Origin of the sequence: Dentiradicibacter hellwigii, from assembly GCF_041770905.1 — a bacterium.
Classification (GTDB): Bacteria; Pseudomonadota; Gammaproteobacteria; order Burkholderiales; family Rhodocyclaceae; genus Propionivibrio; species Propionivibrio hellwigii.
This window is the reverse complement of record NZ_JBEUWX010000002.1, coordinates 1,623,797-1,636,250: the sequence shown is the minus strand read 5'-3', so window position 1 is coordinate 1,636,250 and position 12,454 is coordinate 1,623,797. Positions and strand designations below refer to the sequence as shown.

Annotated in this window: 9 protein-coding genes; 1 reads left to right on the top strand and 8 read right to left on the bottom strand. The window is 58.6% G+C overall.

The genetic code is table 11. The features are described 5' to 3' along the window. Positions 1-399 precede the first annotated feature (399 nt). A complete protein-coding gene (locus ABCS64_RS09755) occupies positions 400-1,779 on the top strand; it encodes an IS1380 family transposase (RefSeq protein ID WP_418889980.1) in 1,380 nt (459 codons plus the stop codon). A 594-nt stretch (positions 1,780-2,373) separates the two neighbouring features. Here ABCS64_RS09755 and ABCS64_RS09750 read toward each other — a convergent pair. The 8 genes from ABCS64_RS09750 to ABCS64_RS09715 form a co-directional block, all read right to left on the bottom strand. Continuing rightward, positions 2,374-6,375 (bottom strand): cobaltochelatase subunit CobN, encoded by a 4,002-nt coding sequence (locus ABCS64_RS09750; protein WP_418891645.1) that lies wholly within the window; start codon positions 6,373-6,375, stop codon positions 2,374-2,376. An 88-nt stretch (positions 6,376-6,463) separates the two neighbouring features. After that, complete coding sequence (locus tag ABCS64_RS09745; RefSeq protein WP_418891644.1) at positions 6,464-6,823, bottom strand: DUF2149 domain-containing protein; 360 nt, start codon at positions 6,821-6,823, stop codon at positions 6,464-6,466. 5 nt (positions 6,824-6,828) lie between these two features. Further along, positions 6,829-7,410, bottom strand: coding sequence for a MotA/TolQ/ExbB proton channel family protein (locus ABCS64_RS09740; RefSeq protein ID WP_418891643.1), 582 nt, complete (start codon positions 7,408-7,410; stop codon positions 6,829-6,831). A gap of 581 nt (positions 7,411-7,991) precedes the next feature. Then, positions 7,992-8,846, bottom strand: a complete 855-nt coding sequence (locus ABCS64_RS09735; RefSeq protein WP_418891642.1) for a cytochrome c1 — start codon at positions 8,844-8,846, stop codon at positions 7,992-7,994. Then, positions 8,843-10,078 (bottom strand): cytochrome b, encoded by a 1,236-nt coding sequence (locus ABCS64_RS09730; RefSeq protein ID WP_418891641.1) that lies wholly within the window; start codon positions 10,076-10,078, stop codon positions 8,843-8,845. Before ABCS64_RS09730 ends, ABCS64_RS09735 begins: the two co-directional genes overlap by 4 nt. Before the next feature lie 52 nt (positions 10,079-10,130). Further along, entirely contained in the window at positions 10,131-10,739 is a 609-nt protein-coding gene (petA, locus tag ABCS64_RS09725; RefSeq protein ID WP_418891640.1) for a ubiquinol-cytochrome c reductase iron-sulfur subunit, read from the bottom strand. 646 nt (positions 10,740-11,385) lie between these two features. Continuing rightward, positions 11,386-11,682: a hypothetical protein gene (locus ABCS64_RS09720; protein ID WP_418891639.1), complete on the bottom strand. Its 297-nt coding sequence runs from the start codon at positions 11,680-11,682 to the stop codon at positions 11,386-11,388. A gap of 56 nt (positions 11,683-11,738) precedes the next feature. Continuing rightward, positions 11,739-12,350 (bottom strand): glutathione S-transferase N-terminal domain-containing protein, encoded by a 612-nt coding sequence (locus ABCS64_RS09715; RefSeq protein ID WP_418891638.1) that lies wholly within the window; start codon positions 12,348-12,350, stop codon positions 11,739-11,741. Between the last annotated feature and the right edge of the window lie 104 nt (positions 12,351-12,454).

Sequence of the window (12,454 nt, the reverse complement as noted above, 5' to 3'; positions counted from 1 at the left end):
AAGGCCTACGCGCTGACCTTCACCCACGACTTCTCTTGATGTCGTTGCGCTAAGCGGCAGCGCGCCCCGCTGACTTTCTTTGCCTCGCCAAAGAAAGTCAGCAAAGCAAAATCTGAAAGATTTTGAATGTTGCTTTAGCAACGGCACGCAGTGCGAGCGAAGTGAGTAAATGCGACTCTAGGCGCAGAAAACTCCTTGTCGCGGGTTGGAGTGGTACTTGTGCAGCGGGCTTGATCACTTGCTTGCGCTCAGACAATCAAGCCCTTGCCTCCGCCAAGCTCCCCGCGCCTGCGGCTGCGCCTAACCCGCATTTCTCACAGATAGAAGGTGCATCGCGGCCGGAGATATGAGAAAGTTTTTTTGCGAGAACGACTTAACCATATCTCTGAGGAAGCCGCGATGCCGACACAGTGTACCGTAGTCAGCCCATGCGCGAAGCGTATTGATGGCCGCCAGGTGGCGGTGGATTTCGACGGAGGGCAGATCAGTTCGGATGCGGGCGCGCTGTTGCTGCGCGAGGTCGATCGCACCTTGCGGCTGACCGAACGGGTGGCGGCCTGCTTCGAGGATGGGCGCGATCCGGAGCTGATCGAACACACGGTGCACACGTTGGTGATGCAACGGATCGTGGGGATCGCGCTGGGCTACGAGGACCTGAACGATCACGATCAATTGCGCCGTGACCCGGTACTGGCCACGCTGGCCGGTAAGCTCAGCGCTCGGCGCAAGGGCTGCGAGCCGCTGGCGGGCAAGTCGACCTTGAACCGGCTCGAACATGCCCCCGACACCAAGGACGGTTCGCGCTATCACAAGATCGCTCACGATCCGGCGGCCTTCGAGTCGCTGTTCGTCGCGTGCTTCATTGAGGCGCACGAGCAGGCACCTGACGAGATCATCCTCGATCTGGACGCCACCGACGACCCGCTGCACGGCCAGCAGGAAGGGCGTTTCTTCCATGGTTACTACGGCGGCTACTGCTACCTGCCGCTGTACATCTTCTGCGGCCGACATCTGCTCGCCGCCAAGCTGCGCCGGGCCAACACGGATGCCTCGGCGGGCAGCATCGATGAACTCGAACGCATCGTCACCCAGATCCGCCGCCACTGGCCGGAGGTGCGCATCGTGCTGCGTGCCGACTCGGGCTTTGCGCGCGATGCCTTGATGAGTTGGTGCGAGCAGACGCACATCGACTTCGTCTTCGGGCTGGCCAAGAACGACCGGCTCAAGGCCCAGATCGAAACCGAGATGAGCCAGGCGCAGGCCGAATGCACCCAGACCGGCAAGCCCGCACGGCGGTTTCGCGACTTCACCTACCGCACCCTTGACAGCTGGTCGTGCGCCCGGCGGGTCGTCGGCAAGGCCGAGCAGCTGCCGGGCAAGGCCAATCCGCGCTTCATCGTCACCAGCCTGGACGCTCAGCGCTGGCCGGCACGCGAACTGTACGAGGCGCTGTACTGCGCCCGAGGCGAAATGGAGAACCGCATCAAGGAGTGCCAGCTACACCTGTTCGCCGATCGCACCTCAACGGCGACGATGCGGGCCAATCAGCTGCGGCTGTGGTTCGCCTCCTTCGCCTACGTCATGCTCGAAGCGCTGCGCCGCATCGGGCTGGCTGGCACCGAACTGGCCGAGGCCACCTGCGAGAGCCTGCGCCTGAAACTGCTCAAGATCGGCGCACGGGTCAAGATCAGCGTGCGCCGCATCCATGTCAGCATGGCCAGCAGTCATCCGTTCCAGACCACCTGGCGCCTGGCCCAGGCCAGACTCGCCCCCGGCTGATCCGCCACGCCACCGTGGCCCTGCTGATCCGATCGCGCTCCCGTTCGCGCGAGGCGGTCTCATGCCCAAACAGCGCCGCTTGCCCCCTCAACGCACCTGACCGCCCGCAGAACCTCACCCGCCTGCACTCCATTGGCCGCTCGCGGGCCTGAATCCTCGCGGTCACGGCAACGCGTGAAGGAAAAAGCCGCGCCAACGGGGGCGCCGAACCGTGAGAGTGTGAGAAATGCGGGTTAAGGAGGTTTTGGGGTGCTTCGTCGTTATCGTATGCGCGAAAGGATATGCCTGCGATCCTGCGTAAACAGGGCATTTTCCGAACCTCCTCCGAAACCCGCGCAGATAAGGCTTTTGCGGGCGGGTGCTCTGATGTGCCCTGTTTATAAGGGTTTCAGGGCAGCTCTTCGGGGATGCACTGAATACATGGGCTGGCGCGGTGTGTGGCATGCTTCGTAGCAAAAGGTGCGCGGTGCAGAATCCTTCAGCCTTATTTTGGCCGTGACGCCCCAAATGCCTTTGGAGTCCATTACGCCGAAAACCGCGGTTTGCCGATCCGTCTGTATTTCGTACAGACCGGCACGCCGGTTTCCGGGGCGATCACTTTCGTACAGCCACGGCGGCGCCGATCCGGCCATTCGTAAGTTGCACCATCCGTCGCTGTTGCAGCCACCAGCCGAGAGAGAACAAGAATGCCGCCAGGCCGGCCAGCCAAGACCAGATCCATGCCGTTGCCCGGAAGGTTTCCGCCGTTGGCCGCTGCACTTCTTCCACGACCTGACCGCTGACTTGCTGCGCGCCGGGTGCGGGCGCTGGCCCGGCGGCGGCTTGGGCGATGGCGGCCTGGTAGGCCTCCAGCAGAGGTGCCGCATCGGGCAGGGTCGCCAGGGCCTTGCCAACAAACTCAGTCATTTCGGCGTTGCGACACTGGTTGGCCTCACACGCCGGCCCGTGTTCGCTGACGCTGTGCACGAGTTTTTGCGCGACCGAGGCCAGTTCTTCGGCGCTGGCTTGCCAATGCCCGCGTTGGGCGGCGCCCAGTAGATTGGTCAGCAGCATTTGCTGTGCGAACGGGTTGTGGTTGTCGAAGAACTCTTGCATATGCAGACCAAACTTGTCGTCTACGTATACGCTTTTGACTTCGGACCAATCGGCGCTACTGACTTCATGGGTTGCGGTTGAATCCCAGAGGTCGAGGTGATCGGTCAGGAACATGAAGTTGCGGGCGCCGTCATAGCCGTGCGCCATGTTTTCCTTGATCCATTTCGGATTGAAGTAGCGCGTGCGCATTTCCGTCTGCAACGCACGTGCCGCGCTTTCTATCTGCGGATTTGCGGAATCGCGCAGGTTGCTTACATAGAGTTTGATGTCCTTTCCGGTGAGCGCTTTAGCCGCCAGGTTCAGGCCACCAAGAAACGCGGCGGACTGAGAATGATCAAGCAAACCGTTGACGTCACTGCTGCGCGGCAAGGTTGCGGCATCGGTTCTGGCCAGGTTGCCTTCAAAGGCAGGGCGCGCATATGTGCCATACAGGCCGCCGCCATAGGCATGCGCGAGCCGTTGCGTATAAAGGTCGGCCATGCGTGATTCGCCGCCGCGCTGGTCGCCGGATTTGGCCAGGAACTGGATGTTGGGCGAATAGGCGCCCGGCGCCGGTGAAAATACCCGCGCCAATGCCAGCCGGTGGGCGTTGGCCGCATTTTCCCCCCCTTTGATCAGATCTGCTTCCGCCGCCTGTGTAGTGCGGGCTACCGGATTGTCGGGCTCGGGGCTGGCCGCGGCCAGTTGCGTAGCTTTGGCGATCAATTCCACCTTGCTCTGGTAGCCGTCGCGATAGGCGCCGCTGGTGGTTACCAGCACGTCGATGCGAGGCCGCCCAAGCGCCTCGCGCGGAATCAATTCCACGTCCACCACTTCGCCGCGCCAGTTGCGCACGGCGCGGGTGCCGAGCATGTGGAGAATCTGCGCTTCGGTAATGCCGTTATTTTTGGCAATCTCGGCCGACCATAGTACGTAGGCGAATTTTTGCGGATAGGCGCCGTGATGCTCTTTGCGCCAGATTTCGATCTGTGCGTTGGCTTGACGGATGCCGATCGCCTCGGCTTCGACGGTGGGCACCAGGCTCAGGTCGAAATTATGGAGGACGCGCCCCGGAGGCAGCACCTCCGGCCGACGGAACGGTTCTCCCATCGGGCCCGGCTCGACCCATTGGCCACCCAGCTCGGCAAAGATGGCGGCTACCTCGCGCGGCGCCTTACGCAGTGCGTCGGCGTGGCGCTGCGCCAGTTTCAACTGGGCCGCGATGCGTTTGGCGTGTTTGGCATTTTCGGCGCGCCGACCGAGAAATTTCTGTACAGCGGCATCGGCCGTCAGGTGCGCGTTGAGCACGGCATCCACCAACTGGCGGGCGACAATCGCGGGCTCATCGGTCAGGCCATGCAAGGCGTCGGTCAGATCCTTGCCCAGCATGCCAGCGACCATGGCGCTCATGGCTGGCCCTTGCGGTGTCGTGCCAAGCACTTTGCCGCCCCATGGCATGTTGGCTTTTTCGAGTTCGGCAAGATAGGTGTCAATAGCTCCCAGCAGAACCTCCGCCGGCGCATGTTCCACATCGACATGCTGCGCCAGCGCACGGTCGATGCCTGCATCGTGGATCGCCTGGCGCAAACTTGGTACGATGCCGTCGCGGGTCGCGGTGTCATTGGCGCTGCGATAACGTGCGATCAGGGCGCGCAGTTCGCCCAGGTTTTCATAGGAATCGGACGGCACGACGATGTTGTACCAGCCGGGTAATGCCGCCAGCGCCTTGCGCTTGTTACCCGTGCCGCCGTTGGCGCCCAGGCGTTCAGGATGGATGTGCGGCAGCCCGCCGAGCAGGATACCGATATGGTCGTCGGCCAGCGGCCCCTGCACGTTGCCTGGTTGCAGCACGATATTCGTAAACAGGCTGACCCAGGCGTCGGCATGCCATTTCTTCTGCAGCCACAGGAAAAAGGCCAGATATTGATGGTGTGGCGGCAGCGCCTCTCTCGATAACAGCGCCTTTTGATTTTCCAGATAGCCCCACATGGGGTGCGGGGCGATCAACACGTTGCCGTATTCGATGCGCGGAATAACGATGAAACGCTGCCCTTGCGCATTGGTGTAAATCATGGTCTTGCCTGGCGCCGGCCCCCAGACGGCCTCAATTTCCTTGCGGCGCTGCTCGGGAATGGCGTTAAACCATTCGCTGTACTCGGCTTCCGGGATCAGTATCGGATTTGACTCGGCTACCCGTTTGGCGATTTCTCCCGGCGCCCAGTTGCCCATGTTGGAGGCTTCGCGCGCCATTCGTTGAGCCAGTGTTTCGGCATCGGGCAATGCCCCTTTCCCCACGTTGTAACCGCGCTCGCGCATGGCGGGCAGAAGCATGGCCAGCGTACCCTGTACATCAAGGAAGTCATCCGGGTCGCCGCCGACGTCGGATTTGCCGCCGGCCTCGCTCCAGTAGGTCAACACCACTTTTTTGTCGGCATTGGCGGCACGGTGCAGTTTTGCCCAGGCCAGTGCGCGGGTAATGCGCCATTCGATCTGTTCATCAAGCGGCTGCTGGCGGCCGACTGCCTGTTGGGCATTCCTGGCAGCTACGACCATGGGCTCGAAGCTGCCGTCACGCTCGCCGCCGACGATTCGGAAGGCCAGGTCGGGAATGTAACCCCCGGGCGCTTTACGATATTCTTCCGGGCTCAGGCGATGGTGGTTGAGCGCCATCAGTATCGGCACGCCAAGCTGTGCGGCCTGGGCGTGAGCCTTGGCGCGATCATTGAAGTTCAGTACGCCTGCGCCGTATAACAGCGCATCGATCAGCGTATGCCCGTTTTTCCGGAACTGCAGCAGATCGGGGCTGGCGTTGCCGACCAGGGCAATAGCGTTCTGGCCGCGCTTCTCGGTTGCGGCAATGAGGGCATCCCAGGCGCCGAGATCTTTGCGCCGCACGTTGGCATGATGGATCAGCAGGCCCAGCGTCAGCGCTTTGGGGTCGTATGCATGGCCGCCCTTGCGTCGCCGATACCAGTCCAGATAGGCATCCAGCGAGTCGAACAAGGCCGGCGCCGCCGGATGGTAGAAGGCATGCGCCGGATAGACGATAGGCCTGGGAATCGGTTCTTTGCACGGGATATTCAGTATCCGGCTACTCAGGTAGGCCAGCAGCGCTGCGTCATTGTCGGCGGAGCGATTCGCCCAGTAGCGAGCGATGTCGGGATGCCGTGCCAGCGGCACATTACCCTGCAGACCGGCTTGCGGATTGACCACGACCAGTCGTGTAGTCTGTGCTAGTTGTTGGATTTTCGCGGCATTCAGCGGCAATCCCTTGGCCGCGCCGTCGATGAATACCAGCGCGTAGGCATGCAAGTCTGTGTCTTGGGGCAACACCATGCCGCCTGGCCCCGGTGAATAGATATCCACCTGCACGGGAGCGGATGATTGCGCCAATGCATACCGCAATTCCGCGGGCCCGGTAGATTCTCCGCCTTCATAAATAATGGCGATGCGCGGGGAAGCCATGGACAGCGACGGCGCCACGGTGAACAGCACGGTGAGGAGCAGAAATAGAAATCTCATAATGGATTGTCAATCGGGAAAATTCACACCGAGCGTCAAGGCTCGTGCCTTGCGGAAAACGACAGTCATCCTGCGGCGGTTTTCGGCATTACGAACCGCCGGGCGGCGCCTGGCCCTCCGGCACATAGACCACCTGCCCGTTGGAGAGCTTGTAGGCAACGCCCAGACGAACCCCCTGGCCGGAGAGCGTCTTGTCAGTGACCCGCTGTACTTTGATTTCCTCACGCTGCTTGGAAATGATTTCTATCGTGCCGTCTTCGTTCTGCTTGACCATCGTGACGCTGCTCTGCGGGTTGAGAAACTCGACAGCGGAGAACAAGGTAAACATGGCAATCAGCAGGGCGACAATGAATGCCACGCTGACATCGAACAGGTTGGCGATGCCGGCCAGGGGGTCCTCGTCATGCCCATGCGGTTCCGAGGTGTTGCGGTGACGAACGAAGCGCATGGCCGTCAATCCTGTTGCCGTGCGGCCGGTGCGTTAGCAGCCTGCAGGAGCGCCTCTGCGCGAAAAGCCAATGCCTGATTATCTTCGCGAATCCATTGCTCGCGTATAGACGTAATCAGGTAAATGGTCACGCTGATGGCCAGGCCGATGACAGTGGCGGCAAAAGCCGTCACCATATTGGACGCCAGCGAAGGAAGATTGCCGTCGGCCAGACCCTGCAAGGCGTTGGCCATTGGAATCAGCGTGCCCATCAGGCCCAGTGCGGGGCCAATCCGCACGCCCTGGCGTAGCAAGGCCAAAGCCGACCACCGCCGTCGCTCGCTATCCTGCAATACGCGCTCCAGCCGTATGTCCAGCGGGTCTGGCGAGGTCTGATCGGCGGCCGCCGCTTCCAAAGCGGCGCCGGTGATCTGCTGCCATGGACGCCGCTTGCCGCGCCGCGACCAACATTCCTGAATAAAAGCTCCCAGCGCCACTAAGGTCAATGCAGCAAGCAGCAACAGGGCAATCAATACGGGCCAGACCAGGACGCCGGAGACTACGTGCAGTAACTCGCGAATCGTATCGATCGTACTAGTAGAATTCATTATCATTTTCAACCTTTAACAAAGGCGCATAGTATCACGCGGAATTTCGAGGGCAGCCCGTATTCGGCGTGCTCATCCTGATCCGCGTGCGGATGATCGAATGGATTATTTGGCGAAGCCCTGATTCTTCGGCGCGTAGCCATTTCGTTACCGGCCGCCGCATTTGCTCTCTGTCGCATTGCGCTTCACTTTTCACGTCATGGGCCCGATACCGGCGCTTTCCGCTAGGCCTGATATAGAGGGTGGCGCGCAGATCAACGGATTAAAAAAACTAACGCTCCGGTTGCAGGGCAGCTCCCAATATCGCCCGGCATCGGGGCTGCTACCCGGAGATGTACGTGGATAAAGGGTCCCAAGGCACCCCACTTGCTCCTCTCTTCTAAAGGGGAGCAGCCCGAAGGGCTGAGGGGTTTTTATGTTTTTTGATGCCCTGAACCCCTTGTATTTAGGGGATCTCAGGGCATTTTATGTTTTCTGGCCTGTTTTTACGGATTTTATAGGGGACTTCGCAAGTTTAAAGAGCGGCTCGACTTTGCCAAAAGACAAGGCGAGCTAACGCAGTATTTTGGTAAAGAAAGCCGCTATTTTCTGCGGTAGTGCATGGTGGCCAGCAGCAGCCCAAGGAAGACCGTCAGGTAGCCGAGCACATACCATCCCGTGCGTTGGCGGGCGGCGCGGTCCGGATCGGCCGCCCAGGTGAGGAAGGCCGTGACGTCTTTGGCGTACTGGGCTTCCGTCTGCGGCGCTTCTGGCTCGCCGGCGGCGTTTTTCGGGTATTCAAATTCGTCGTCAAACAGCGGTTTGGCCATGTTGAGCTTGCCGCCCGGCGCGTAGCGGTTGGTCGTCAGCGCCGGGTCCTGGTCGTCATAGCCGGTGAGGATGGCGTAAACGTAGTCGCTGCCCTGCTCGGCATAGGGAATGAACAGGTCGCGGACAAATTGCGTGAAGCTGCGGTCGTAGCTGCGCGCCAGCGTCATGTAGGTCAAATCCGGCGGCGCGACGCCGAGATTGAGGTATTTCGCCTGCTCCGGGTTGGCGTAGGGTGAAATGAAATGGTCGCTCAACCGGCCTGCGCGCTTGGCCGGTTCGCCGTCATCGCTGACGGTCGAAAATTCGTAGCTGGCTGCGATCTCTTGCGCTTCTTTCAGAGTCAGTTCCGGGCCGCCTGGTCGGGTGAGCGCGCGAAAATCCAGATGCTTCATGCTGTGACAGGCGCGGCATTTCTGTTCATAAATTTGTAAGCCGCGCCGAAGCTGCGCTTTGTCGTAGGCGCCATTGAGGCCGGAAAAACTCCACGTCTGCCGCGGCGGGATGTCCCCGGTCGGTGCGGCGGTCGCGTACATTGTCGCGGTGGCAAGCCACACAACAAAGCCGGCCAGCGTCAACCATGTACGCGGGAATGTACGCCGGAACGCACGCCGGATTTGTGCTGTCATGGTTTTTGCCCTTCCCGCTTTTTTTCCTGCCGCGGTTCCTGCTTTTCCAGCCAGCGCCGGCAGGGCAGCACGACGACGAACCACGCGAAATAGAGCACCGTGGAGAGTTGCGACAGTGGGCGTATCCAGCCGGGTTCGGCGCTGCGCCCGAATAACCAGTCGATAAAATCCGGCCCGACTAGCGCCTTGGATCCCATCCAGCCCAGCCAGACCATGTTGAGAATCCAGAGAAAGAAGCCTGCCTTGATCCAAGGGCTATGATGGCGGAAACGCGAATTTGATGTATCCAGCCACGGCAGAAAGTAGAAAATCGCTATCGCGCCAAACATCAGGACGATGCCCGTCACTTCGTCCGGGAAGCAGCGCAGAATGGAAAACAGCGGTAGGAAATACCATTCCGGCGTGACGATCAGCGGCGTCACGGTCGGGTCGGCTTTAATGAAGTTGTCGGCGCTGCTGAAATAGTTCGGCGCAAAAAATACGCCCCAGGTAAAAAGTATCAGGTAGAGGGTGATTTTGGCCGTATCTTCGTCCGTGATCCGGTAGTCCAGCAGCAGGCGCTGGTTCTCCTGGGGAGTGAATTCTTTTTTGATGGCATCGGCAAAGGCACGGCGCACTGTCCTGACGTGTACGACGGCCATGCCGGTAATAATGAGCGGGATGAGAAAATGCAGTACGAAGAAGCGCCCGAACGTCGGTGTGCCCACGGCATAGCCGCCGATCAGAAAGCTCTGGATATCCGCGCCGATGAACGGAATGGCGCGCGCAAACCCGGTGATGACTGTTGCCGCCCAGTAACTTTTCTGCCCGCCCACCAGGCTGTAACCGAGGAATGCCGTGGCAATCAGCAGTACATACAGCGTGACGCTGATCATCCACATTTTGATATAGGGCCTGCGGTAGGTGGCGTAATGCATTGCGCGGAACATGTGCAGATAGCAGGCGAAAAAAAGCAGCGACGCGCCGATGCCGTGCACGTTGCGGATCAGCTCGCCGTGGTGGACGTGGCGCATGATGTGAATGATGGAATCCCAGGCCTGGTCGGCCGTGGGCACGTAAAACATCGCCAGCGCCAGGCCGGAAATCATTTCGATGGCCAGCATGACCAGCAGGATGGCGCCGGCGGCGAACAACCAGAAGCTGCGCGTGGAAGCAGGCCGCGGAAAGCGCGCCAGAAAGCGCCTCAGCATGCTGGCGCGTTCTGCCGGAGCATCTGGCTGCGTATTAATCATTGTCTGCTTTCTGCGCCATCGTTTGTCTTTGCCCTTGTACGCACCGGGCGGCTTATACGCTCTTTACGCCCAGGCGAAGCGTGAGTCCGTCCGCATGGAAAGCGTAGTCGGGAATCGCCAAATTTTCGGTGGACGGGCCGCGCGTCACCCGCCCGGACAGATCGAATTCGGAACCATGGCAGGGGCACAGCCAGCCGAGATTTCCGCCTGCCAGCTCATTGGGAATACAGCCGGCATGCGGGCAGTGACCATACACCACCAGCCACTGCTCGTGGCCCGGCTTGACCCGCTCGGCATCCGCTTGCGGCGAAATCACTGTCTTGCCGTCCAGCGCCCTGGCCTGTGCGATTTCTTCTTCCGTCCGGTGGCGAATCAGCACCAGCCGGCCGCGCCAGAGGCGGCGTACCGTCTGACCGGGCGCGATATCTCCCAGCGCAATATCGATAGGTTCGCCATCGGCCAGGGTTTTCTCGTCCGGCCCCAAAGCGGAAAGTAGCGGCCACATCGCGGTCGCAACCCCCGCAGCGCCGACCAGCCGCGTCAGCTTGCACAAACACTGGCGTTTGTGTTCCTGCAACGGCGGCAGATTTTCTCCGGCGTCTTTTCTGGGTTGCGCCGAAGCTTCTTCCGGCGGCGAAATAGGGCGCTTAAGTTTGAACATGTTCCGGGTGACAAATACGTCAATTATCAATTGCCGTATCAGATGTCTTTGAATGGTAAAAAGCACCTTGCGTGGTATAAGCGGTGAATTTGCCTGTATTTACCCGCGCAAGAATAGGTAGTATTGAGTATAGCATATTGCCTATTAGCACCAGATAAATTGTCTCCAAGGGGTGTGTGGGCGCACTAGAATTTATTTACTCGTATACGCCAAACTGGCGATCAGTAAAAAAGCGCGAGTAAAGAGCTGCCTAAATGACTAGATAATAAAATCATAAAATGGATAGTAAGTTTTATTAAAAGCGATTAAGTAAAATATATCCTTATTCTAAAATAAGTAAAGGCTTTAATAGGGTAAATTTAGCTCAACAATTATTGGGTTATGGTCGCTTGCTTTATGCCATTTTTCAGTGCTAAGAATTTCGCACGATTTCATTATTAATTTTGAACAATAACAATAGTCGATATGGTATGATTTATTAAGGTTGTGATGCATAAAAAATGTTGGTTGGTTTTCTTTACCAAATATCACCTGATGTAAAGTGTGATAAATAGAAAATAATCCTTTTTCAGATAATTTTTGATTAAGGTAGGAATGGTTACGAAAATCATTTTTTTGTCCCAAATAATATTACTATTAAAATCTCCTATAATAACTGTATTATTATATTATCATTGATTCTGGCCGGAAGATAGTTTCTAAATAAATAGTCTGGCCAGTCACAGGCTTCCAGTTTTATTTGTGAGTTAGCAATAATTGCCAATCCCTTATAAGGGATCAGTCCTGTCCAGATATGGTTAATCGCCCATTTTTTGTATTCTTCAGATGCTGTTGTTTCAGGGTTTTCACATTCTGCGATAACAAACAAGTCGGCGTTTATTGATTTCAATAACTGGATTTTGGCGCGCAAGTTTCCTTGGCAATTCCAAAAAAATATTTTCATATTTTCGGGCGTTTTGCCGATGCGGCCGATGTGCCTTGCTGGGCGGAAGGTTGGGTTTATTGCACCGCGTGGCGCAATTCGCCGATGCTGGCGGGGTGCTGTTCCAGTTGGGTGATGGCGACGGCGCGCACATCGGGGCGTTGGCAGTAAGTAGCAAAGGCTTGCTGGTTGGCGGCGCTGAGGTGGGCGCGGTAGAGGTCGCCGTGGCGCAGTTCAGCGTAAGACAGCGCCATGCCAAGAACGTGGGTGGCAACGTCGTTGCTTGCCGGGTCGAGCGGCGGGCAGTGGGCCAGGCCACGCGCAACGGCATCACGGGCGCGCGCGATGTGCGGGTGCGCGGGGGCGTTTTCTGGCTGGAAGCGGGCGAGCGAGTAGGCTTTTACGACCTGGTCGAGCAGTTCGTAGCCATAGCCCGCCAGCGCCGCCTGCTGCGCGCCCTGGAAGGGGTGGTCGAAAAGGTAGTCGAGAATGAGCGGGCTGTTGGTGATGATGGCGCCGTTGTCGGCAATGAGCGTTGGCACTTGCGAGAGCGGGTTGATGGCGGTGAGTTCGGCCGGCGTCGTCCACGGATCGACGTAAGCGAGTTGCAACTCGTCCATGCCGCGCGCGAGGGCGGCGAGCATGACCATGCGGGCGTAGGGGGAAGTGGTGCTGGTATAGAGTTTCATGAGATGGTGCTCCGGGAAGGTGGACTTAAAGACATTTTACGCGGTTTATAATAGCGCATCACGGATAATAGAGAAATTCATTTTTTACTATATCAATAGATTGG

Coding starts and splice junctions, on each gene's coding strand:
- petA (WP_418891640.1), bottom strand. CDS start 10,739: ATGTTCAAACTTAAGCGCCCTATTTCGCCGCCGGAAGAAGCTTCGGCG.
- ABCS64_RS09745 (WP_418891644.1), bottom strand. CDS start 6,823: ATGCGCTTCGTTCGTCACCGCAACACCTCGGAACCGCATGGGCATGAC.
- ABCS64_RS09720 (WP_418891639.1), bottom strand. CDS start 11,682: ATGAAAATATTTTTTTGGAATTGCCAAGGAAACTTGCGCGCCAAAATC.
- ABCS64_RS09740 (WP_418891643.1), bottom strand. CDS start 7,410: ATGAATTCTACTAGTACGATCGATACGATTCGCGAGTTACTGCACGTA.
- ABCS64_RS09715 (WP_418891638.1), bottom strand. CDS start 12,350: ATGAAACTCTATACCAGCACCACTTCCCCCTACGCCCGCATGGTCATG.
- ABCS64_RS09735 (WP_418891642.1), bottom strand. CDS start 8,846: ATGACAGCACAAATCCGGCGTGCGTTCCGGCGTACATTCCCGCGTACA.
- ABCS64_RS09750 (WP_418891645.1), bottom strand. CDS start 6,375: ATGAGATTTCTATTTCTGCTCCTCACCGTGCTGTTCACCGTGGCGCCG.
- ABCS64_RS09730 (WP_418891641.1), bottom strand. CDS start 10,078: ATGATTAATACGCAGCCAGATGCTCCGGCAGAACGCGCCAGCATGCTG.
- ABCS64_RS09755 (WP_418889980.1), top strand. CDS start 400: ATGCCGACACAGTGTACCGTAGTCAGCCCATGCGCGAAGCGTATTGAT.